The organism is Luteithermobacter gelatinilyticus (genome assembly GCF_005849285.1).
In the GTDB taxonomy this organism is placed as follows: Bacteria; Pseudomonadota; Alphaproteobacteria; order Sphingomonadales; family Emcibacteraceae; genus Luteithermobacter; species Luteithermobacter gelatinilyticus.
On record NZ_CP040517.1, the window covers coordinates 748,322 to 772,098 of the forward strand.

Genomic DNA, 23,777 nt, shown 5'->3' on the forward strand with positions numbered 1-23,777 from the left:
CACAATTCACTCTAGGCCAGGCGAGCGACAGTGCCGGCCCCTCATATCAGTTTCATATGTGTGGCAATGTTCACGGCCTGGGTGCGATTGCTGGCCTTGAGGGTTTTCAGAATAGCGGCCACATGGACCTTAACGGTGCCGGCGGTGATATTCATTTCCCGGGCGATTACCTTGTTGGATTTGCCTTCGGCGATGCTTTTGAGCACCTGAAGCTGCCGTCTGGTAAGGCGGGGGGCAATCAATGGTCTGTCCTGGTTTATTAACGGGCAGGAATCCCGGTCATATTTTACGGGACAGGCCTGCACCTGCTCCTGCGTGTCCGCCAGGCTTTCCGCCAGAATTTCCGGGGGGAAATAGCGTCCTCCCGCCATCACTAGCTGCAAGATGAGCTTGGCGTTTTTTTTCTGGGTCAGTTTGTTCAGGCAGGCCGACACGCCTTTTTCAATCGCATAAGACGTTACTAGCGGCGGAAAAACCTGGGCCATGGCAATGACCGGCGTATTCCCTGCTGCTGTCATGATACGATCAATGACTTCACTGGCTGACAGAGACCGGCTGTCCAGGTCAACCATGATCAAATCATGGTGCTGGTCTGACAACAGCTTGAGTCCTGCGTCAATGGAACAGGCTTCGCTGACTGTTGCCTCTTGGAAGGTGTCCTGAAGCAGGATCTTCATTCCGTCCCGGCACAGGTCATATTCGTCAATTAATAAGGTACGCATTACTTTTACTATTCCGGTCTAGTCTCACGTCTGCCTCGGGACATGACTGCTTTGAGGTGTTTTCTTGCATGTCCCCTCCCTTGTCTGAAAAGACGACAACGATATCTTGTTATTGTAGGGCATTATACTATCAAAGATATTAAGATATAGTTTCTAAAAGGTATATATCTTATGTGATGAAGGAGATAGGCCATTTGCTTGATTGCAAAGTGGGATATATATTATTAATATATAAAAAATAACAATAATATCATTTCAAAATCGGGGGAGAAGATGAAATGATGTAATTCAGGCAAGAAGGGGACAGTAGGACACCCCAACAGCGGGAGCGATGTGGGCTGTCCGTCCGTAGTACAGTATGTCAAAAACCCTTGAGGAAAAACGATCGGGGAAAAAGCAACCCGGGAAAAAACAACCGGGCCTTTCTGAGTTTGACGAATATATGAATTGGCCCCCCTCGCGCCAGACGGGACGGGAAAACTTCCAGCAAAGGCTATCTTCTCTCAGAAACCGGATCGCTTCACTCGAAAAAAATTTTCTGGACAATGACGCCTCCGTTCAGGAGAGCCAATTGGAGTCGGAACTGAACCTTCTGGAAAAGGAGGTTGATGCGTTGTGTCCGCTGATTGAAGGCCAGGACGGTTTTTTCAGGTTGATTGTCGAAGAAGTGACCGATGCAGTTGTGCTGACCGATGAACGGGCCGATATCCTTTATGTCAATCCGGTAACGGAAAAGCTTCTTGGGTATCGGCCGGAAGAGATGCTGGGCCGGAACATCCGTATGCTTATGCCCGTAAAAGAACAGGGGCAGCATGACAAATACGTAAAAGATTATGCTGAAACCGGCCAGGCGCATATTATCGGCATCGGTCGGGATGTTATGTGCCGGAAAAAATCAGGGGATCTTACGCCCTTTGAGTTGCGGATTTCGGAAACCTTTGTGCGTGGCAGCCGCTATTTTATTGGCACGCTGCGGGACATCAGCCGCCGTAAGGAGGCCGAAAAAAAAGCCCGGGAGGCCACTTTCAAAGCGATCCGGGCCAACAAGGCCAAAAGTGACTTTCTGGCCAATATGAGCCATGAATTGCGCACGCCGCTCAATGCCATTATCGGCTATTCCGAAATGCTTCAGCAGCAGCTTTTCGGAGACATTGGCCATGAAAAATATCTGGATTACGCCCGCTATATTCATATCAGCGGCAACCGTTTGCTGAATCTGGTCAATGATGTGCTGGACCTGTCCAAGGTGGAAGCCGGCCGGTATGAGCTGGTCAAGGCATATGCGGATATGGAAACGATTATCGAGAATATCCGTTATGAATTTCTGCCCATGGCCAAGGCGGCTGGGGTGCGTCTGGTGATGATCTGTCCCGAAAAGATCGGTGAGGTTTTTGTGGATGAAAAGGCCCTCAAGCAGATTCTTGCCAACCTGATTTCTAATGCCATCAAATTTTCTCATGCGGATCGGGACGTGGAGGTGACGTTCACCCCTCTGGATCGCAGACATATAAGCATTACAGTGAGGGATGAGGGCATCGGCATGAGCCCCGAGGAAATGGAGGTCGCATTATCATCCTTTGGCCAGGTGCAATCCAGCCATGTCCGAAGTCATCAGGGAACGGGCCTTGGGTTGCCGTTAACCAGGTCTCTGGTGGAACTGCACGGGGGGGAATTTTTTCTGGAAAGTGAACCCGGCAAGGGCACGATAGTGCGTGTGAGCCTGCCGATCCGGGACGAAAACCAGAAACTGCTATGAGAGCCGGTTAGCAGGACCCGGACATTGTATGTATCTTACAGCAGGTATCTTACAGCCAGTTATTTTGCGGATATGTCAATTATTCACAACTCACTCTAAACGATAGGATGTGGATTGCCACGCTCCTTTTCCAAATGATCCATGGATGATGTGATCATCAATTCGCAACATACATCCGTGGATATTCAAGCGCAAGAAGCCGGGAAAAAAACGGCCCATGACCGGGACCGGGGCATTACTCCTGGCCTGGTGGGTGGGGGGCGTGATTGCCCCAGTTGTCGTAGATGTCCTCAGGCCCTATATAGGCGTCTTCCGGCAGTTTCTTTAACAGGAAACGACGGGCCGTAAAGCCAAGCGCAATGAGATACAACCCCAGCGCCGTGGCCGGTGTCCAGTATACTGTGTCCGGGAAACCGCTGAAAATCGACAATCCCAGAGCCATGCCGAAATATCCGCAATAGACAACGGATTCAATATGCCGGCTGGAAAAGGAATAGCGGCCCTCGATCACCACGTAAAATCCTGTGGCCATCATATAGACCCCGATGGTCATGGTCAGTGGAATATTCAGGTCAAACGGGTTCATCAGGGTGATGTAACTGGCCAGAAAGGTGATCGCCGTCACCACAGCGCGCCAGGCAAAGCCCGGATTAATGCCGTACCTGACCAGAATCATACTTTGCACCAGCGCCGTGATCAGCAACATGCTGCCCAGAAAGGCCGCTTGGTCGACCGGGGTTATCAGGGGCAGAACAATCCCCATAAGCCCCAATACCGTATAGGCCGGCCATTGCATCAGCAGGAAAACCCGGCTGGAAATAATGGCGTTTTTTCTTCGAAGTTCTTCTTCGGACAGCTTTTGTTCTTCCGTCGACATCCATAGGCTCCCATATTTTTTATGGGAGACAGTTTATATATTTAGGGTTTTCCGTCAAAGCCTATTTTATGTGTCTTTAATCTGCCGCCATTTGTTTTAGAGTGAATTGAGCCAACCTATTCACAATTCACTCTAGTCACTTGGGGCAATGGCCGTGTTGATAATGCGGGAAGCCTGCCCGACGGCCAAAAGATTCAGGCTGAGCGCCAGGACAGGGGTCCAGAATGCAACAGAGGGCCACCCTGTCAGCAGGGTGAGGGCAAAGGCAATGGAAAGATAGCCCGTGCCAACCATGGTGCCGGCTTTATGTCCTGCAAAGGTATAGCGGCCTTCAATCACCACATATAACCCCGTGGCCAGCAAATAGCCGCCGATGCTGATCTCAAGTGGGATATGCAAGGAAAGAGGGTCCATCAGGATGCCCCAGGCCACAATTAACGTAAAGATGGTGATCCCCGCCCGCCAGGCAAATCCTGGCCTCACCCCCCATTTTAGCAGTATGGCCAATTGTACCAGCCCTTTGATGAGCAACATTGTGCCCGCCAGCGTCGCCATGTCCACTTCACCAAGCCAGGGCAGCAATATGCCCAGAAGCCCCAGCACCGTATAGGCCGGCCATTGTAGAATCAGAAAATTTTTGCTGGCGGCAAAGGCTCTGTCCTTGACGGTCTGATCGGTTTCCCCATTTTTGCTATAATCCACCATGACTGCTCTCCCTGTTTGTTTTTTTCAGTATACAGTATGTTGTCTTTCAGTATAGGGGCGGGAATAAAAAACGACATTGACTTAGGTCACGTAATTCCCTAACAGCGGGCATTCACCTTGGAAGGAGTCATGTAATGCCACAAGAGGTCAAAAAAGTTAGAGTGGGCTGGGAAGAATGGCTGGCTTTGCCAAAGCTGGGGCTGCCGGCGATCAAGGCCAAGGTGGATACGGGGGCGCGAACCTCCGCGCTGCATGCGTTCGGGATTTATGAATTCACCGAACAAGGCAAGCCCATGGTTTCGTTCGGGGTGCATCCGATTCCGGAACGTCCGGATATTGAAATCTATTGCACGGCCCCGCTGGTGGGCAAACGTGACGTGACCAGCTCCAACGGACAGACGGAATTGCGCCATATTATTTCCACCACACTGGCCATCGGGGGGGAGGAATGGGAAACGGAAATCTCCCTGACCTATCGGGAAAACATGGCTTATCGTATGCTCCTGGGGCGCAAGGCGCTTGAGGGGCGGGCGATTGTGGATCCAGTGCAGTCCTGTCTGTGCGGGGAATTGTCGCCAAGCCTTTATGACGATCTGGTTGCTGAAGAGCCCATGCACCGGCCGCTGAAGATTCTGCTGCTGAGCCGAGAACCACATAATTATTCCAGCCGCCGCCTTGTGGAAGAGGCAGAGCGGCGCGGCCATAGCATGGATGTCATTAATACCAAACGCTGTTATATGAATATTACTTCCGCCCATCCGGAAGTGCGTTATGGCGGACAAGTGCTGGCCAGTTATGATGCCGTCATTCCACGCATTGGGGCATCGGTGACCTCTTATGGCACGGCCGTGGTGCGCCAGTTTGAGGCCATGAATGTGTTTTGCCTCAATTCCTCTGATGCCATCCGGCGTTCGCGGGATAAACTCTATGCCCATCAATTGCTGGCCGCGCAAGGGATCGGCATGCCGGTGACAGGGTATGCCAGTTCTCCCAGCGATACTATGGATCTGATCAAGATTGTAGGCGGTGCGCCGCTGGTTCTGAAGCTGTTGCAGGGCACGCAGGGGAAGGGTGTGGTCCTGGCGGAAACCCGTAAGGCAGCGGAATCCGTTATTGATGCTTTCCGCGGTCTGGATGCCGATATTCTGGTCCAGGAGTTCATCAAGGAAGCGGCTGGTACGGACATTCGCTGTTTTGTGATTGGCAATCGGGTGGTGGCTGCGATGAAACGCACGGGCAGTGAAGGGGATTTTCGCAGCAACCTGCATAAGGGGGGGAATGCGACCAAAGTAAGAATTACCCGCGAAGAGCGGGCTACGGCCGTCAAGGCCGCCCGGGTGCTGGGATTGTCCGTCGCGGGGGTGGATATGCTGCGAACAGAGAGTGGCCCCAAGGTGCTGGAAGTGAACTCTTCACCAGGGCTGGAAGGGATCGAGAGTGTCACCGGCAAAAATATCGCCGGGCATATCCTGGATTATATTGAAAAACGCGCCAAGATCATGGCGGCAAGGCGGGTTCGTCAGGATCGCTCAAGACGGCGCCGTCTGGAAGAGGCCAGCCGCCAGCGGGCGTCATCCTGAGAAGGGGATATGGGAGCCGGGAACAGGTTTAGAAATCTTCGTCAAGATCGTCAAACAGATCATCCTCGGCCCCAAGGTCCAGGGCGCCGTCATTGATTTCATACTGTCGCAGTTGGCGATAGGCGCTGCGTAGCGTGGCATAGAAATCCGTGGATGACTTACTGAGATCGTCCAGGGTTTCCAGGTTTTCCTCGCGGTAAATCAGCCCCCGCAACGCCAGCCGGCCATAGCGGACATAGGTCCAGCCCCGATCTTCCAGCCACAGGCTGACCGGGTCATAGAAAAAGTCCACCATAAATCCGGTAAAATCCCGCACGTTGGAAGGGCCGAGAATAGGCAGAACCAGATAAGGCCCTTCGCCAATGCCCCAAACCGCAAAGGTTTCGCCGAAATCCTCTGTATGACGTTCAATGCCCCAATAGCTTGCGGTGTCCAGAATTCCCAGCAAACCAAAGGTGGAATTGATCAGAAACCGTGAAATCGAGGTCAGGCCCCGTTTCGGTTTTCCTTGCAGGAAATCATTGATAAAGGTGATCGGTTCCCGCCAGTTATTGACAAAATTGGAAATCCCTGTGCGCAGGGTCGGGGGGCCCCATTTGCGATACAGTTTGGCCGTGGGTTCCAGAATGGCATCGTCAAAGGCCATGTTAAAGGCAAAGATTGCTCTGTTGAATGGCTCAAACGGATCGTTTGCCTCTTCATATGCGGCCAGAGCTTCCGGGTCGGACTCCGGCGGGCGTTTGGCGCATCCGGTCATCAGCACAAGAGAGCAGAAAAGACATAACAAGATAAAAAAATGAGCAGGCCCTGATGTGGAGTAATTGCGAACTGTCGTCATTTTTGTCCTTATAATCGGGGCCTTTCTCCCCAAAGCCGATTTGAAGGGCAATTTGTACAGAAGTTGTCCGCTCTTTTCAACAGGCAACAGGTAACATCTTTTTGGGAAATATTTGATGAAGTGTATTTACTTTATATAAATATATATTTATATATTTCTTTGTATCGAGAAGGGATCGGAAATCGTGTCATATTCTGTAGAAGAACTGCTTGCCGGGTTAAAGGCGGCCGGAGAGGAAACCCGGTTGCGTATTCTGGCGCTGTTTGAGTTTAGTGAACTGACGGTCACGGAGCTCGTGACCATTTTGCGCCAGAGCCAGCCCCGAGTGTCCCGACATCTCAAACTTTTGTGTGAAGCCGGGCTTCTGGAACGGCACCGGGAAGGCACCTGGATTTTTTATCGGCTGGCCGAGGCGGGCACGCCGGGTGGCGATCTGGCACGGGCCATTATGGCCTTTATTCCTCTGCAGGACCAGTTGTTGCAGCATGACCAGGAGCGTTTGCAGGAGGTGAAAAGGGAGCGGAAGGAAAAGGCCGCCGAATATTTTCGCCTCAATGCGGAAAATTGGGACAAGATCCGCTCACTTTATGTGCCGGAACGGGATGTGGAAAAGCTGCTTCTGGAACTTACGGCGGGCATGAAAATTGACACTCTTCTAGATGTGGGAACCGGTACCGGCCGTATGCTGGAGATTTTTGCCCCCCATATTGGCAAGGGGATTGGCATTGACCTGAGCCGGGAAATGTTGTCCGTCGCCCGGGTCAATCTGGAAAAAGCGGGGGTGAATAATTGTCAGGTTCGCCAGGGGGATATGTATGATCTGGCTTTGCCGGACCGATCTGTTGATCTGGTGCTGTTCCATCAGGTTCTGCATTTTGCGGATGAGCCGTTATCCGCGCTCAAGGAGACCAGCCGCTTGTTGAAAAAAGGTGGCGGCGTTATCATTGTGGACTTTTCCCCCCATGATCTGGAATTTTTGCGGGAAGAGCATGCCCACCGCCGGCTGGGGTTTGCGGATGAGGAAATCAGCGCCTGGTGCCGACAGGTTGGGCTCATATGTGATCCGGTGATCCGCTTGAAGGGCCGGGAACTGGAGGTTTCCATCTGGATGGCACACAAAAAATAAATACCGCGACGCATCCCCCGGAAACATTTCCCGATACAGGCCCGATACAGGCCCGATACAGGCCCGATACAGGCAAGAAACCCCTTAGAGACAAGAATAAACAAAACACCAAAGAGGCAGCACGTGACTGAAGATCAGAAAGCAGATCTGTTAAGACCCAATCTGTTTGCTACAGAAGCCAAGGACATCAAGGTCTCCTTCGAATTCTTTCCGCCCAAGACGGAACAGATGGAGCAGACATTATGGAGCAGCATTCGCAAGCTGGAACCCCTGCAGCCTGAAATGGTTTCCGTCACCTATGGCGCCGGCGGCAGTACCCGGGAACGCACCCATGCCACCGTTTCGCGCATTCTCAAGGAAACCACCCTGACCCCGGCGGCCCATCTGACCTGTGTAGCGGCCTCGCGGGGCGAAGTGGATGACATTTTACGGCAATACTGGGATGAAGGGGTGCGCCATATTGTGGCGCTCAGGGGGGATATGCCCACCATTGGCCAGGCCTATACGCCGCATCCCGAGGGGTATCGCAATGCCGCGGATCTGGTCGCAGGTATCCGCAAGATTGGCGATTTCGACATTTCCGTCGCGGCCTATCCGGAATGCCATCCGGATTCCCCGTCTCTTGAGGCGGATATCGACAATCTGAAACGCAAAATTGATGCCGGCGCCAACCGGGCCATTACCCAATACTTTTTTGATGTGGACCTGTATTTTCGGTTTCTGGACCGGGTTCTGGCGGCAGGTATTGATGTCCCGATCGTGCCCGGCATCATGCCGGTAACCAATTTCAAAATGGCCAAGCGGTTTTCCGAGGGCTGTGGCACCTCTGTGCCCCACTGGCTTGAACATCTTTTTGAAGGGCTGGATGACCGTCCGGCGATCCGTCGCCATGTGGCGGCCGTGGTGGCGGCAGAACAGTGTATCCGTCTGTATCAAGGCGGTGTGAAAAATTATCATTTTTATACCCTGAACCGGGCCGAGCTGACCCTGGCCATCTGCCATATTCTCGGTATCCGGCCAAAATGGAGCATTGCCGCGGGAGAAAGCGATGACTGAGCGCACCAACCTGTTACATGAAATTCTGAAAGATCGCATTTTGGTGCTTGATGGGGCGATGGGTACCATGATTCAGGCGTATAAGCTGGATGAGGCCGGTTATCGGGGCGCGCGTTTTGCTGGGTGGAGCCAGGATGTGAAGGGCAACAATGACCTGCTTACGCTTACCCAGCCTGACATTCTGAAAGAGATTCACCGGGCCTATCTGGATGCCGGCTGTGACATTTTGGAAACCAATACTTTCAATGCCACCAGCATTTCCCAGGCCGATTACGGCATGGAGGATCAGGTGTACGACTTGAATCGGGAGGGGGCGCGACTGGCCCGTGAGGTGGCCGATGAAGTGACAGGGCAAACGCCGGATAAACCGCGTTTTGTGGCCGGAGTGCTGGGCCCGACCAATCGCACGGCCAGCATCTCACCGGACGTGAACAATCCTGCTTTCCGCAATACCAGTTTCCAGGACTTGTGTGTGGCCTATGAGGAAGCCACGCGCGGGCTGATGGACGGGGGAGCGGACCTGATCATGATTGAAACGGTGTTTGATACCCTGAACGCCAAAGCAGCGATTTTCGCCGTGCAGAATGTGTTTGAGGAAAAAGGCCGCGACCTGCCGATTATGATTTCTGGCACCATTACCGATGCTTCCGGTCGCACCCTCAGCGGCCAGACGGCAGAAGCCTTCTGGTTCAGCGTGCGTCATGCCAACCCGTTGAGTATCGGGTTCAACTGCGCGCTTGGGGCAAGGGAACTGCGCCAGCATGTGCTGACCGTCGCGAAAGTGGCGGATACCTATGTGTCCGCCCACCCCAATGCGGGTTTGCCCAACGAGATGGGCGAATATGACGAAAGCCCCGAACAGATGGCCGCCCAGCTTAAGGAATGGGCGGAAAGTGGCCTGGTCAACATTATTGGCGGCTGTTGCGGGACAACGCCTGATCATATCCGTGCCATTGCCGAAGCGGTAAAGGATATTCCGCCCCGAAAGGTGCCGGTGCTGGACCGGCATTTGCGCTTGAGCGGTCTAGAGCCTTTTGAAGTTATCCAGACCGAGAGTGCGTAAAACGACATAAAGACAGAAAGAAAAAATGGCATGAAAAAAAGTCCGATTTTCGTGAATATTGGGGAGCGGACCAATGTAACCGGCTCCGCCAAGTTCAAGAAGCTGATCCTGAGCGGAGATTACGCCGCGGCGCTGGATGTGGCGCGTCAGCAGGTGGAGGCGGGTGCCCAGATTATCGACGTCAATATGGACGAGGCCATGCTGGACAGCGAGCAGGCTATGGTCACCTTTCTCAATCTGATTGCCAGCGAACCCGACATTTCGCGTGTGCCGGTCATGATCGACAGCTCCAAATGGTCGGTGATCGAAGCCGGCCTGCAATGTCTGCAAGGCAAGGGCATTGTCAATTCCATTTCGCTCAAGGAGGGCGAAGAACTCTTTATCGAGCAGGCCAGGAAAATCAAACGCTATGGCGCGGCAGTGGTGGTCATGGCCTTTGATGAAATCGGCCAGGCGGATACCGAGGAGCGTAAATATGAAATCTGCGAACGCTCTTACAGGGTGCTGACGGAAAAAGTCGGCTTTCCGCCGGAGGATATCATTTTTGATCCCAATATCTTTGCGGTTGCTACCGGGATTGAGGAACATAATAATTACGGAGTGGATTTCATCAACGCCACCCGGCGCATCAAGGAAAACCTGCCCTATTGTCATGTATCCGGCGGGGTGAGCAACATTTCCTTCTCTTTCCGTGGCAATAATCCGGTGCGTGAAGCCATGCACAGCGTGTTTCTGTATCACGCCATTCAGGCTGGCATGGATATGGGGATTGTGAATGCCGGCATGATCACGGTATATTCGGAAATTCCAGCGGAACTGCGCGAACGGGTGGAGGATGTAATCCTCAACCGTCGGCCTGACGCCACGGACCGGCTGCTGGAAATTGCTGATAAATACAAGGGGGAAAAGGGGGCGCGGCCCCAGGAAGACCTGTCCTGGCGGGAGGCGCCTGTAGAAGAGCGTCTTGCCCATGCGCTGGTCAAGGGGATTACCACCTATATCATCGAGGATACCGAAGAGGCGCGACAGAAAGCCGACCGGCCGTTGCAGGTGATCGAAGGGCCGTTGATGGACGGCATGAATGTGGTCGGCGACCTGTTCGGGTCGGGTCAGATGTTTTTGCCCCAGGTGGTGAAGTCCGCCCGGGTGATGAAGCAGGCGGTGGCCCATCTGATTCCGTATATCGAAGCCGAGAAGACCGATAACACGCAGGCCAAGGGCAAGATTCTGATGGCGACGGTGAAGGGGGATGTACATGACATCGGCAAGAATATTGTGGGGGTGGTCCTGCAATGCAACAGTTATGAAGTCATTGACCTCGGGGTGATGGTGCCATTTGAAAAAATTCTGGAGACGGCCGAGAAGGAAAAGGTGGATGTTATCGGCCTTTCGGGGCTGATTACGCCGTCGTTGGAAGAAATGTGTACGGTCGCTGCGGAAATGCAGCGCCGGGGCATGACGCTGCCGCTGCTGATTGGTGGTGCGACCACCTCCCGCGTGCATACAGCGGTGAAGATTGCCCCCAATTATGACGGGCCTGTAGTTTATGTCCTGGATGCCTCGCGCGCGGTAGGGGTGGTCAGCGCTCTGCTGAGTGAAAGCCAGAAAAGCAGTTTTGTGGAAAATATCGCCCGCGAATATACCGATATCCGCGAAAGACATGCCCGCAGCAAAAAAACCGAAAACCAGATCCCCCTGGAGCAGGCCCGGACCAACGCCTATCCTATCGACTGGACGGGATACCACCCGCCCAAACCAGCCTTTACCGGCCTTAAGGTGTTTGAGGAATATGATCTGGCGGAACTGGTGGATCGTATCGACTGGACGCCGTTTTTCCGTACCTGGGAACTGGCGGGCACTTATCCGAAGATCCTTGACGATAATGTGGTGGGAGAGACGGCACGCAGCCTGTTCAAGGATGCTCAGGCCATGCTCAAATCCATAATTGATGAGAAATGGTTGCGCGCCCGGGCGGTAATCGGTTTTTGGCCGGCGGCCCGTGTGGGCGATGATGTGGAACTCTATGACGAGGATGGCGCCGTTCTGGAAACCGTACATTTTCTGCGCCAGCAGATCGCCAAGCGTCCGGGGCGCGCCAATATGTGCCTGGCGGATTTTATTGCACCGAAAGAGGCGGGTCTGGAGGACTATCTCGGCGGTTTTGTGGTCACGGCGGGTCTCGGGATCGAGGACAAACTCGCGGAATTCGACGCGCGGCATGACGATTATAACGGTATTTTGCTGAAAGCTCTGGCTGACCGTTTGGCGGAAGCTTTCGCCGAACGCCTGCATGAGCGGGTGCGTAAGGAATTCTGGGGCTATGCGCCGGAGGAAGATTTCACCAATGAGGAGCTGATCAAGGAAAAATACCGGGGTATCCGCCCGGCGCCGGGCTATCCGGCCTGTCCGGACCATACGGAAAAGCCGGCGCTGTTCAGTCTCTTGAAGGCGCAGCAATACGCCCGGGTGACCTTGACCGACAGCATGGCTATGCTGCCGGCCAGTTCTGTCTCGGGCTATTATTTCTCACATCCGGAAAGCCAGTATTTCGGTATTGGCAAGATTTCGAAGGATCAGGTGGAGGATTACGCCCGGCGCCGAAATAAAACTGTGGAGGAGGTGGAACGCTGGCTCGCCTCTAACCTGGCATATTCAAGGTAGGACACTCATAACAAGCCTTACCATATTTTTTATGGCCATATTTTTATGAATAGCGTCGCTGTCGCGCCTTGCCATGACGGTGAAGCTGTGCCGCAGGCCACCAGAAATTAGAGTGAATTGCGAATAGGTTGACCCATTCACAATTCACTCTAACCCGCCTAGAAATAATGCCCGGCAATGAGGCTGAGAAAAACCAGCAAGCCGAAAATCTTGTTGGACTTGAACAGCCGCAGGCAGGTCGGCTCGTCATGAATGTCCAGCTTGCGGATCTGCCATAACAACTGGCCTGTGGCCAGCAGCATGCCCACATAAAAAGAAAGCCCCAGGCCCGCCATTCCGCCAGCGAGAATGAACAGCACCGCTGCGGAGCCGTAAAACAGCACCAGCCAGCCCGGCGTGGCTTCCCCCAGTCTCAGCGCCAGGGACTTCACCCCGATCAGCGCGTCGTCCTCCTTGTCCTGATGGGCGTAAATGGTGTCATAGCCCAAGGTCCAGAAAATTCCGCCCATATACAGCGCAATTGCCGGGGCCCCAAGCCCGCCTGTCACCGCCGCCCAGCCCATCAGCGCCCCCCAGTTGAAGGTAAGGCCCAGAAAAAACTGTGGCCAGTAAGTCAAGCGCTTCATGAACGGATAGGTGATCACCAGAAGCAGCGAAGCCACGCCAAGCTTGATGGTGAAGAGGTTGAATTGCACCAGAATGACAAGCCCGATCAAACACAGCGCCGCCAGAAACAGCAGCGCCTGTTTCACACTGACCCGTCCGCTGGGCAGGGGCCGGCCGCGGGTGCGTTCCACCATGCCGTCGAAATTCCGGTCGGCAAGGTCATTCACTACACAGCCCGCCCCCCGCATGACAAAAGCCCCGATCGCAAACAGAATCAAGAATTCCGGATGCGGCAGCCCGAGCCGCCAACCCACCTCCAGCCAGTGACTGGCCAGGGCGATGGACCACAGACAGGGCCATAGTAAAAGCCAGGTGCCAATGGGCCGGTCGGCGCGCATCAGTTGCAGATAAGGCACGGCGGCGGCGGGGGCAAAGCGATAAACCCAACTGTCCGGCAGCGAGTCAGCGGGGGTAGTTTCCGGTGGTGTCTGCTGTTTTGTCATTGGTCTTTTGTATCTCTGCCGCTAATATGAAGTAGATATAAAATGAAGGTAAATCATTACATGTCCAGTGCAAATCCCAATATTCGGCTTTTTGTGGAAAATGACCTCTCGGAAGAGGCCGGTTTTCTGATTGACGGTCATCAGGGCCATTATCTGATGAATGTTATGCGCATGAAAGAGGGGGAGGTGGTGGCGCTGTTCAACGGTCGTGACGGCGAATGGATGGCGCGGCTGGAAAAAACCGGCAAGGGCCGGGCCGAGGTCCGGGTTTTGGGGCAGATCGAGGAACAGAGCCCCGAACCGGATCTGTGGTATCTGTTTGCCCCCGTCAAGCGGGCCCGGCTGGATTATATGGTGGAAAAGGCAACGGAGTTGGGGGCGTCGTTAATCTGGCCGGTTATGACCCGGCGCACCAATGTGGACCGGGTGAAGGAGGAAAGGCTGCGGGCCAATGCCATAGAGGCCGCCGAACAGTGCGGGCGCCTCACTGTGCCGGAGATCCGTTCACCGGTGAAGCTGGAGCGGGTGCTGCTGGACTGGCCGGAAGACAGGCTGATCCTGTTTTGTGATGAAGCCGGAGGGGAGGGCGGACAGGACATTGCGCCTTTGGGGATCGCCGTGAAAGCAGCGGAAGAGAAGACGGGATTGGATAAATGGGCTATTTTGATTGGTCCGGAAGGCGGGTTCACGCCAGAGGAGCGTCATATGATTCGTCAGCACCCGCAAAGTGTGGCGGTGACCTTGGGGCCACGGATTCTGCGGGCTGACACGGCGGCCGTGGCAGCGCTGGCTTTATGGCAATGTTATGCCGGGGACTGGCAATAATAGGCCCCGTTTCAGCGATCTAACAAAGAAAGCCAGCAAAGAAAGGGAGACAGAATGAGCATGAATGTAAGACGTATTACCTGGGTGGCGGGTCTGATCCTGTGGGGGGTGTTGGGCGGGGGGCCGATCATGGCGGCAGAGCAGACCGGGCACATCCGGATGGCAGTGGACAGCCCCTTGCGCAGCGCAGAAAACAAAGCCCGTGACGAACGTCGCAAGCCGGCGGAAATCCTTAAATTCTTTGGGGTGGAACCCGGTATGAAGATTGTGGAAATTGCCGCAGGCGGTGGTTATTATACGGAAATTCTGTCTCTGGCAGTAGGCGAGGGAGGGCGGGTCATTGCCCATACGCCGCCATTTCTGGTGACCTATCGCCCGGAAGTATACGGACCCGGCGGCATAATGGCGCAGAAATATTCTTCCCCGCCCTGGAATAAAAATGTGGTCTATTGGGTGGCGGATTTGAGTGCGCCTGATTTCCCTATGGACCAGGACATGGTGACCAATGTGTTATTCTATCACGACACGGTCTGGCAGAAGACAGACCGGGCGGCCATGAACCGGGCCATTTATGACTGCCTGAAACCGGGCGGCATCTATGCCATTATTGATCATAGCGCGCAGGCAGGATCCGGCGGGCGGGATGTCAAAAGCCTGCACCGCATAGACAAGGCCCTAGTGATCCATGAGGTCACGGCCGCGGGATTTGAGCTGGTGGCCGAAAGCGACTTACTGGCGCACCCGGAAGACAGCCGTGACTATAACGTTTTCCGGGATGTGGAAACCAGGCGCGATGCCACGGACCGTTTCGTCCTGAAATTTCGTAAACCGGTCCCGCCCATGTAAACGAACAATCGGCACAAGTAATATGCAATAGTGATGTGAACTTCATGACGGATCCCGATTTTAAATCTCCGTGGGAAAGGGGAAAAGCCTCTGACAATGGGGGGCGGGGAAGCGACCCGACACCATCCGCGCCCCGTCGTCCCTATGTCACTATTCTAAAATGGGTGGCAATTGCGCTGGCCGTGACGCTGGTGCTGATCTGGATTTTTCCCGACGTCATTGTCACCGATCGGGTGGCGGTTGATCTGATTTACGATCTTCTTCTGCTCGGGCTGATTGGGAGTTCGCTGTTGCTGCATGTGATGAGCAATCCCGGTCAGGCGCTGCGTCATGCAGCGCTGTGGGTTCTGATCGGCAGTCTTCTTGCCTTGGGATACAGCATCTGGAGCGGCATGGGGCGGCTGGGCAGTGAACTTAACCCGGTACAGGGCCGCCAAGTGAATGGCGGGATTTCCTTCCCGGCCACCTTAAACGGCCACTTTGTCATCCGGGTGGCGGTGAATGGTGAACCGATTGTTTTTATCGTGGATACCGGCGCCAGCGATGTAGTTCTGCCGGCCGAAGAGGCGCGTCGTATCGGCATTGACCCGGACAAGCTGGACTATACGCTGCCCTTCAGGACCGCCAGCGGCATGACCTATGGGGCGCGCATACGCCTGGAAGAAATGCGGCTCGGCCCCATTACCATGCGCGGCGTGCGCGCCGCCGTTATTCGGGAAGGGCTGGATCATGCGCTTTTGGGTATGAGTTTTCTGGGTCGCCTGTCCTCCTATCAAGTGTCAAATGATGTATTGACATTATATCCCTGAAGCCCCACATGACGAATTCTGGATGACTTCTGATGGAATTGATTTTTGGCACACCACAAAAATTTGACTTTCGCCGGCCGGAAAATAAGTCTATCAGAGCTTTTAGTGGACAAGACAGGCTCGCAGGATAGTAAGATCCCTGTAGCATTATTTCCAAGAAGGGTGGACGCGTGACACAACAACTCCTGGCCAAAAAAGACAACCCGATCACCTCCAAACAGCAGTTAATTGAGTATATTGCCGCGGGAGAAAAACCCCGCGAACAGTGGCGGATCGGCACAGAACATGAAAAATTTGCTTTCTGTAAAGATACCTTGCGTCCTGTGCCTTATGACGGCGAACGCAGCATCCGGGCCATTCTGGAAGCGCTGGCCAAAGAGTTTGGGTGGAGCCCTATCATGGAAGGGGAGTATATTATTGGTCTGAAAAAAAACGGCCAATCCATAACATTGGAGCCGGGAGGGCAACTGGAACTGTCCGGGGGGACGCTTGCAACCCTTCATGAAACCTGTGCCGAGGTGGGCACTCATCTGAAGGAAACCATGGCGGTCAGCGAAAAACTGGGCATTAATTTTCTGGGGGTGGGCTTTAATCCCAACACCCGCCGGGAAGATGTGCCGAAAATGCCCAAGGGCCGGTATGCCATCATGACCGCCTACATGCCCAAACGCGGCAATTTGGGACTGGATATGATGTATCGGACCGCGACCGTACAGACCAATCTGGATTATGCCGATGAAGCGGATATGGTGCGGAAATTCCGCACATCCCTGGCACTGCAACCCATTGTGACGGCCCTGTTTGCCAACTCACCTTTCTCCGAAGGGCAACCCAACGGCTATCTGAGTTATCGCAGCCATATCTGGACCGATACTGACCCGGACCGGTGCGGTATGTTGCCATTTGTATTTGAAGCCGGCATGGGGTATGAGGCTTATGTGGACCATGTCCTGGACGTGCCCATGTATTTTGTATATCGCGACGGCAAATATGTTGATGCGTCCGGCCAGTCCTTTCGTGATTTTCTGCAAGGCCGCCTGTCGGCCTGTCCGGGGGAAAGGCCCACTATGCAGGACTGGGAAGATCATATGAGTACCCTGTTCCCTGAAGTGCGTCTGAAGAAGTTCCTGGAAATGCGTGGTGCGGATGGCGGTTCTTGGAATATTATCTGTGCCCTGCCGGCTTTGTGGGTAGGGCTGCTGTATGATTCTGCGGCGCTTGAGGCCGCTTGGGACTTGTGCAAGGGCTGGAGCCTTGAGGACCACGACTATTTGCGACGGGAGGTTCCGAAAACAGCCCTGAAAACTCCGTTTGGGAAAGGGACAGTATTGGATCTTGCCCGGGATCTGCTCGATATTTCTGCGGAGGGGCTCAAGCGGCGGGGCAAGCTCAACAGCACCGGCGAAGATGAACGGATTTTTCTGAACAGCCTTTTTGCCATCGCCGAAAGCGGCAGAACCCAGGCTGAAGTGTTGCTGGAAAAATATCACAAGGAATGGAACGGCGATATTACGCGCCTGTTTAGTGATCATGCTTTTTGAACCTGGAGAGGTCTAAAATGAATTAGATCTAAGGTGAAATATTGCGGCATGGTGCCCCGTTGGCCGTCTTCATCCTGTCTCTTCCCTGTACTGTAAAACAAGACAGTGCCACTGACCGGGCGTTTGGAATCGGGCCCGTCAGAGGGGGGCGTAGAAGAAAGGGATGTCTCCTGACATTCCATCCTTACGGCATGATGATATTATATGATAATATTCTCATACAGGAGAAGTGGATGGCCGTATTTATGAAGGAAATTGATACGACAGTATTTTCAGATGATCGCCATCATCAGCTTTATCAATATTGGCTGTCCAAATGTGCCGCACGCCCCATGCCAGCCCGCCGGGATCTTGACCCCGGTGATATTCCTGCTCTGCTGTCTTGCCTTATTTTGATTGAGGTCCACCACACCCCCTTACGCTACAAAGTCCGCCTGACCGGCACAGAGGTGGACACGATTACGGGGCTCAGCCTGAAAGGCCATTGGGCGGATGACTTTCCCAATTCCGCTAGCGTCATTGACCGCTTTACCTGGCTGGTGAAAAACCGCAAACCTTATTATGTAGAGGACCGGCTGCGTTACGCCAATAAGGAACTGACCCGCTATTCCTGCCTTGTTCTGCCCCTGTCGGATGACGGCGAAAATGTAAATATGATCATTGCCTCCAATCACTTTTTTTAAACCCGGCCCCCTTCATTGTCATCGCAGGGGCCGTTTATCCTTCCGTACCGCCCACGGTCAGGCCATTGACCCGGAGTGTCGGCTGACCAACGCCCACGGGCACGCTTTGCCCGCCTTTGCCGCAGATGCCGACACCGCTGTCCAGTTCCAGGTCATTGCCCACTGCCGTGACCCGGGTCAGCACATCCGGGCCATTACCGATCAGGGTTGCGCCCTTGACCGGTGCGCCGAGCTTGCCGTTTTCGATTTTGTAGGCTTCGGTACAGCTGAAGACGAACTTGCCGTTGGTGATGTCTACCTGTCCGCCGCCGAAATTCACTGCATAAAGGCCGTTTTTGACTCCGGCAATAATTTCTTCCGGGTCCTGATCGCCGGCCAACATATAGGTATTGGTCATGCGCGGCATGGGCTGATGGGCATAGGACTGACGCCGGCCGTTACCGGTGGCGTTCATCTCCATCAGGCGTGCATTCATGCGGTCCTGCATGTACCCTTTCAGAATACCGTCTTCGATCAGGGTGGTGCAGCTTGTGGGGGTGCCTTCATCATCAAAGGTGAGAGAGCCACGCCGATCCGTAAGAGTACCGTCATCCACCACGGTGACGCCCGGGGCGGCCACCCGCTCGCCAAGGAGGCCGGCAAATGCTGATGACCCCTTGCGGTTAAAATCCCCTTCCAGACCGTGACCAATGGCTTCATGCAGCAGGACGCCAGGCCAGCCAGGGCCAAGCACCACATCCATTTCCCCGGCCGGGGCAGGTACGCTTTCTAGATTAACCCGCGCTTGGCGATAGGCTTCATCCACCTGGGCTTTCCAGTTCTCTTCCATCAGCAGGCGGCTGTACTCATATCGGCCACCGGCCCCTTGATAGCCGCTCTCCATACGGTCTCCCTGGCGGGCCACAACGGAAACGTTAAGCCGTACCAGGGGCCGGATATCCCGGACCCGATGCCCGCCGGGGCGGATAATTTCAATAATTTGCCATTCGCCGCTAAGGGAGGCGCTGACCTGACAGATCCGCTCGTCCAGCGCGCGGGCATAGGCATCAATTTCTTCCAGAAGTCGGACCTTGGCCTGAAAGTCAAGGCCGCCAAGCAGCGGGTTTTCATCTGTATAAAGTTTTCGGTTGGTGCCTTGGGGCGGAATGGCGAGGGTACCACCCTGTCCGCTGCGAATGCTGCGCACGGTTTCCGCAGCGCGCTTCAGTGCGGTTTCCGTCAGATCCGAAGAATGGGCATATCCGCTGACTTCACCCAGGACGCTGCGCAGACCAAAACCGCGGCTGATGTCATAGACTGCATTTTTGAGCCGGCCATCATCATAGGTAAAACTTTCCGACTGGGCATATTGCAGATAAAGCTCACCGTCTTCCATGCCATGCAAGGCTTCGTCCACAATACGCTGGGTGCGCAGGGAATCGAGATCGGTTTCTGTGAAAAAATAGGAGTCGGTTTGTAATGAATCGGTCATATTGGCCCTGTTCTCGGTGGAATCGGTTTTCAAAGTATATTTTTTATACATCATACATAGTCTATATGGGTCTTATGGAAAACCGTCGCAAGAAAATTTGGCAAAAGAGGGCTGTTTTTCAGGCCTGTTCCGGTGAATGAGAAGGAGATGCGCTGAAGCAAGAGACAGAATTTCCGGTAATAATCCGGCACTAAGAGGATACAGAAACAAATTATTGCACAGGAAAGTATTGATTTGTATCAATGTAATCAATTACAGGGGTAATTGATAATTATAGCGGTAACTGATAATGCAGCCTTGAGCTAGATCAATTATCTGCTATAAGGTGAGGTGTTTTGCACGGGGATCAATAATAAGGATGGCAAGACATCCTTACCCTTGTGTGCACGATTTGAACTCGACAGTGGAATTTAGGGGTAGGACAGGATATGTCGTTTAAAAAAGCATCAATAGTGGTGGCCGCGTTTCTGGCCACGCTGTTCGCCGGCCTGTCATCGGTAATGGCAGAAGGCGACGGTATTTATTATGCGGCTCCCAAACAGGTGGGCTTAATGCAGCCTGCGACGGAAGTCATGAGGGATCTGGTGGGGTTCCATGACATGCTGCTGATAATTTGTGTTGTGATTACGGCACTTGTGTTGGGGCTGATGCTCTATATCATGATGAAATTCAACGCCAGAACCAACCCCAATCCGTCAAAAACGACCCATAATACCCTGCTTGAGGTTGTTTGGACTGTTCTGCCTATCCTGATTCTTGTAGTGATTGCGGTGCCTTCCTTCAAGCTTCTTTATAAACAGGATGTGATCCCGGAAGCCGATGTGACCATCAAGGCAATCGGTAACCAGTGGTACTGGACTTATGAATATCCCGATCATGATGGCCTGTATTTTGATGCTGTCATGTTGACGGATGAAGAAAGCGAAGAAAGTGGAAAACCGCGTCTTCTGGCCACCGACAACAGCGTTGTGGTGCCGGTGGGCAAGACGGTTCGGGTGCAGGTGACGGCCAATGACGTGATTCATGCCTGGACCATTCCCGCCTTTGGCGCCAAGGTGGACGCGGTTCCGGGGCGCCTGAACGAAACCTGGTTCAAGGCGGAAAAGGAAGGCACCTATTACGGGCAGTGTTCCGAACTGTGCGGCATCCGTCACGGTTTTATGCCGATTGTTGTTGAGGTGGTGTCCGAGGAAGAATATGCAGCCTGGCTGGAAGAGGCCAAGGAACGTTTTGCTTCCAATACGTCCAAGCGACCGGTCCTGGTGGCCGACGCCCATGGTGCTGAGTAAGAGACAGGGAGATCGTTAGAATGAGTTACGCTGCACAAGACGCCCACGCAGACCACGGTCATCCGACAGGCTGGCGCCGGTGGTTGTTGTCCACCAATCATAAGGATATCGGCACGCTGTATCTGATCTTTGCCATTGTGGCCGGGTTGATCGGCGGGATTTTCTCCGGCCTGATGCGTGCCGAGCTGATGTATCCGGGCATGGACTTCCTTCCGGCCTTTACCGGCGGGGATGTGGATGCCGCCTATCATTTCTTTAACGTGCTGATTACCGCGCACGGGCTGATCATGGTGTTCTTCATGGTCATGCCGGCGCTGATCGGGGGGTTTGGTAACTGGTTCGTGCCGATCATGATCGGGGCGCCGGATATGGCCTTCCCGCGCATGAACAATATCAGCTTCTGGTTGTTGCCGGCGGCGTTGGGCCTGTTGGTGATGTCCATGTTCTTCGAAGGCCCTCCGGGGCAGAACGGCGTGGGCGGCGGCTGGACGGTTTATGCCCCGCTCAGCACCTCCGGACAGCCCGGACCGGCCATGGATTTTGCCATTTTCTCTCTGCATATTGCCGGGGCTTCTTCAATCCTGGGGGCGATTAACTTCATCTGTACTATTTTCAACATGCGTGCGCCGGGCATGACCCTGCACAAGATGCCGCTGTTTGTCTGGTCCGTTCTAGTGACGGCCTTCCTGCTGCTGCTGTCTCTGCCGGTTCTGGCCGGGGCGATCACCATGCTGCTGACAGACCGTAACTTTGGCACCAGCTTCTTTGACCCCGCCGGGGGGGGTGATCCGGTCCTGTACCAGCACCTGTTCTGGTTCTTCGGTCATCCGGAAGTTTATATCCTGATCCTGCCCGGCTTTGGCCTGATCAGTCATGTGGTGGCCACCTTCTCCAACAAGCCGGTATTCGGCTATCTGGGCATGGCCTATGCGATGGTGGCGATCGGCGTGGTCGGGTTTATCGTCTGGGCCCACCATATGTTCACCGTCGGCATGGATGTGGACACCAAAGCCTATTTCACGGCCGCAACCATGGTGATTGCGGTGCCCACTGGCATCAAGATCTTCTCTTGGCTGGCGACCATGTGGGGCGGATCGATCCGGTTTGAAACACCTATGCTGTTTGCCCTTGGCATGATTTTCCTGTTCACCATCGGTGGGGTAACCGGTGTGGTTCTGGCCAACGGGTCGGTGGATACGGCGCTTCATGACACCTATTATGTGGTGGCGCATTTCCATTACACCATGTCCATGGGGGCGTTGTTCTCTATTTATGCCGGCTGGTATTTCTGGATTGGCAAAATGACCGGGAAACAGTATCCGCAATTGATCAGCAAGATTCATTTCTGGCTGACCTTTATTGGTGTGAACCTGATTTTCTTCCCGCAGCATTTCTTGGGATTGGCTGGTATGCCGCGGCGTATCCCGGACTATCCGGATGCCTACGCTTACTGGAACCTGGTTTCCACCATTGGGTATTATGTGATGGCTGTGGGGCTGGTGTTCTTCCTGATTGGTGTGGTGAAAACACTGATGTCCAAACGGACCCTGGGTGAAAATCCGTGGGGCGAAGGGGCAACCACGCTTGAGTGGACGCTGTCCTCTCCGCCGCCGTTCCACCAGTTTGAGAAACTGCCGCGGATTAAATAAACATGATGAGGGGCGGGCCTTGTCTTTCCCGGAATGTTCCGAGAGGAAGAGGGGCCCGCTTTACGGACTTTCAGATTGCCCGGCGGTTTGCTCGGAAGGGCAGGCTGGGTTTTTGATGAGCTTGACGGGACAAGATGTACGCTACTTCCGCTGAACAGCGCCGTTATGATCAATATGAACCGGCGGCGAGGGATTTCTGGGCCCTGCTGAAACCACGGGTGATGTCGCTGGTGGTTTTTACCGGGCTTGTGGGCCTGTTGCTGGCGCCGGGGGAAATTCACCCTGTGATCGCCTTTACGGCCATTTTATGTATTGCCGTGGGGGCCGGGGCATCGGGCTGCCTGAATATGTGGTATGACGCGGATATAGATGCGGTGATGAATCGCACCTGCGACCGGCCGATCCCGGCAGGGCGCGTTTCCCGTGAAAGTGCGTTGCATTTCGGGGTAGCGTTGTCAGTGGCGTCCGTTCTGCTGATGGGACTAGCGGTAAATATCACGGCGGCAGTGCTTCTAGCGGTTACCATCGGGTTTTATATTTTTGTCTATACCATGTGGTTGAAACGCCGCACCCCGCAAAATATTGTTATCGGCGGGGCGGCGGGGGCATTTCCGCCGATGATCGGCTGGGTCGCCGTGACCGGCAACATTTCCTTGGAAAGCCTGGTTTTGTTCGGGATAATTTTTATGTGGACGCCACCGCATTTCTGGGCGTTGTCTTTGTTTGCCTGCAAGGATTATGAAAAGGTGGGGGTGCCGATGCTGCCGGTGGTGGCGGGAGAGGCGGAAACCCGCAAGCAGATTCTGATTTATACCCTGCTTATGGTGCCGATCACGCTGGCCCCGTGGGTGATGGGATTTGCCGGGCCGGTCTATGGGCTGACTTCTGCGGTTTTGGGGACTGTTTTTCTGGGCCTGGCGCTGAAGCTTTATTTTCGTAAAGATATCGGAACGGCGAAAAAGCTGTTCTTTTTCTCGATCCTGTATCTGTTTATTCTGTTTGCGGTTCTGGGAACGGAAGCCTTTCTGGGCCAGACTTCAGGAGGGCTGATCTGATGCCGCTGCATGAGGAACATAAAAAACGCGCCGGGCGGAATTATGCGCTGGCTGCTGTGCTGCTGGCCTTGGTCGTGTTGTTTTTCCTGCTCACTCTTGCGAAGCTGAATGTGATA

At 54.1% G+C, this 23,777-nt stretch carries 18 protein-coding genes and 1 pseudogene; 13 read left to right on the forward strand and 6 right to left on the reverse strand.

All coding sequences use genetic code 11. The annotated features are described in order from the left end of the window. Positions 1 to 41: 41 nt before the first annotated feature. A complete protein-coding gene (locus FE788_RS03400) occupies positions 42 to 722 on the reverse strand; it encodes a LuxR C-terminal-related transcriptional regulator (RefSeq protein ID WP_138379320.1) in 681 nt (226 codons plus the stop codon). A 571-nt stretch (positions 723 to 1,293) separates the two neighbouring features. On the opposite strand from FE788_RS03400, the gene FE788_RS03405 reads away from it, so the two are divergent. Next, positions 1,294 to 2,478, forward strand: a complete 1,185-nt coding sequence (locus FE788_RS03405) for a sensor histidine kinase (protein WP_168190245.1) — start codon at positions 1,294 to 1,296, stop codon at positions 2,476 to 2,478. A 235-nt stretch (positions 2,479 to 2,713) separates the two neighbouring features. Here the strand turns inward: FE788_RS03405 and FE788_RS03410 are convergent, their stop codons facing one another. Together FE788_RS03410 and FE788_RS03415 are read right to left on the reverse strand one after the other, a co-directional pair. Next, on the reverse strand, positions 2,714 to 3,355 hold the full coding sequence (locus FE788_RS03410; RefSeq protein WP_138379322.1) for a hypothetical protein: 642 nt from the start codon (positions 3,353 to 3,355) through the stop codon (positions 2,714 to 2,716). A gap of 132 nt (positions 3,356 to 3,487) precedes the next feature. Continuing rightward, positions 3,488 to 4,060: a hypothetical protein gene (locus tag FE788_RS03415; RefSeq protein WP_138379323.1), complete on the reverse strand. Its 573-nt coding sequence runs from the start codon at positions 4,058 to 4,060 to the stop codon at positions 3,488 to 3,490. A gap of 134 nt (positions 4,061 to 4,194) precedes the next feature. Here FE788_RS03415 and rimK point away from each other — a divergent pair, with 134 nt between their 5' ends. Further along, positions 4,195 to 5,640: a 30S ribosomal protein S6--L-glutamate ligase gene (gene rimK / locus FE788_RS03420; RefSeq protein WP_138379324.1), complete on the forward strand. Its 1,446-nt coding sequence runs from the start codon at positions 4,195 to 4,197 to the stop codon at positions 5,638 to 5,640. Positions 5,641 to 5,668: 28 nt separating this feature from the next. Here rimK and FE788_RS03425 read toward each other — a convergent pair whose 3' ends face one another. Continuing rightward, positions 5,669 to 6,478 carry an MlaA family lipoprotein gene (locus tag FE788_RS03425; protein WP_138379325.1) on the reverse strand — a complete coding sequence of 270 codons (810 nt, stop codon included), beginning with the start codon at positions 6,476 to 6,478 and terminating at the stop codon, positions 5,669 to 5,671. Between the two features lie 184 nt (positions 6,479 to 6,662). On the opposite strand from FE788_RS03425, the gene FE788_RS03430 reads away from it, so the two are divergent. From FE788_RS03430 to metH, 3 genes and pseudogenes are all read left to right on the forward strand, one after another. Then, positions 6,663 to 7,604 carry an ArsR/SmtB family transcription factor gene (locus FE788_RS03430; protein ID WP_138379326.1) on the forward strand — a complete coding sequence of 314 codons (942 nt, stop codon included), beginning with the start codon at positions 6,663 to 6,665 and terminating at the stop codon, positions 7,602 to 7,604. A 123-nt stretch (positions 7,605 to 7,727) separates the two neighbouring features. After that, positions 7,728 to 8,660, forward strand: coding sequence for a methylenetetrahydrofolate reductase [NAD(P)H] (gene metF / locus FE788_RS03435; protein ID WP_210414118.1), 933 nt, complete (start codon positions 7,728 to 7,730; stop codon positions 8,658 to 8,660). After that, positions 8,653 to 12,384 (forward strand): annotated as a pseudogene (gene metH, locus FE788_RS03440) (methionine synthase). The gene metF and the pseudogene metH overlap by 8 nt, the downstream one beginning before the upstream one ends. A 158-nt stretch (positions 12,385 to 12,542) precedes the next feature. On the opposite strand, the gene ubiA reads toward metH, so the two are convergent. Beyond that, positions 12,543 to 13,493 (reverse strand): 4-hydroxybenzoate octaprenyltransferase, encoded by a 951-nt coding sequence (gene ubiA / locus FE788_RS03445; protein ID WP_138379327.1) that lies wholly within the window; start codon positions 13,491 to 13,493, stop codon positions 12,543 to 12,545. 60 nt (positions 13,494 to 13,553) lie between these two features. Between ubiA and FE788_RS03450 the strand changes: the two genes are divergently transcribed. From FE788_RS03450 to FE788_RS03470, 5 genes are all read left to right on the forward strand, one after another. Further along, on the forward strand, positions 13,554 to 14,318 hold the full coding sequence (locus FE788_RS03450; RefSeq protein WP_138379328.1) for a 16S rRNA (uracil(1498)-N(3))-methyltransferase: 765 nt from the start codon (positions 13,554 to 13,556) through the stop codon (positions 14,316 to 14,318). Positions 14,319 to 14,372: 54 nt separating this feature from the next. Beyond that, entirely contained in the window at positions 14,373 to 15,164 is a 792-nt protein-coding gene (locus FE788_RS03455) for a class I SAM-dependent methyltransferase (RefSeq protein WP_138379329.1), read from the forward strand. Between the two features lie 44 nt (positions 15,165 to 15,208). Beyond that, the gene (locus FE788_RS03460) at positions 15,209 to 15,973 is read left to right on the forward strand and encodes a retropepsin-like aspartic protease family protein (RefSeq protein ID WP_138379330.1); all 765 of its coding nucleotides are present in this window, start codon (positions 15,209 to 15,211) and stop codon (positions 15,971 to 15,973) included. A gap of 170 nt (positions 15,974 to 16,143) precedes the next feature. Next, positions 16,144 to 17,514, forward strand: coding sequence for a glutamate--cysteine ligase (locus FE788_RS03465; RefSeq protein WP_210414119.1), 1,371 nt, complete (start codon positions 16,144 to 16,146; stop codon positions 17,512 to 17,514). Between the two features lie 233 nt (positions 17,515 to 17,747). Next, positions 17,748 to 18,197, forward strand: a complete 450-nt coding sequence (locus FE788_RS03470) for a PAS domain-containing protein (RefSeq protein WP_168190248.1) — start codon at positions 17,748 to 17,750, stop codon at positions 18,195 to 18,197. A 34-nt stretch (positions 18,198 to 18,231) separates the two neighbouring features. Here the strand turns inward: FE788_RS03470 and tldD are convergent, their stop codons facing one another. Further along, on the reverse strand, positions 18,232 to 19,668 hold the full coding sequence (tldD, locus tag FE788_RS03475; RefSeq protein WP_138379332.1) for a metalloprotease TldD: 1,437 nt from the start codon (positions 19,666 to 19,668) through the stop codon (positions 18,232 to 18,234). 428 nt (positions 19,669 to 20,096) lie between these two features. Here tldD and coxB point away from each other — a divergent pair, with 428 nt between their 5' ends. The 3 genes from coxB (at position 20,097) to FE788_RS03490 (ending at position 23,661) form a co-directional block, all read left to right on the forward strand. After that, the gene (gene coxB, locus FE788_RS03480; RefSeq protein WP_210414120.1) at positions 20,097 to 20,957 is read left to right on the forward strand and encodes a cytochrome c oxidase subunit II; all 861 of its coding nucleotides are present in this window, start codon (positions 20,097 to 20,099) and stop codon (positions 20,955 to 20,957) included. Between the two features lie 20 nt (positions 20,958 to 20,977). Next, the gene (gene ctaD / locus FE788_RS03485) at positions 20,978 to 22,606 is read left to right on the forward strand and encodes a cytochrome c oxidase subunit I (protein WP_138379333.1); all 1,629 of its coding nucleotides are present in this window, start codon (positions 20,978 to 20,980) and stop codon (positions 22,604 to 22,606) included. A 134-nt stretch (positions 22,607 to 22,740) separates the two neighbouring features. Continuing rightward, complete coding sequence (locus tag FE788_RS03490; protein ID WP_138379334.1) at positions 22,741 to 23,661, forward strand: heme o synthase; 921 nt, start codon at positions 22,741 to 22,743, stop codon at positions 23,659 to 23,661. The last annotated feature ends 116 nt before the right edge of the window (positions 23,662 to 23,777 follow it).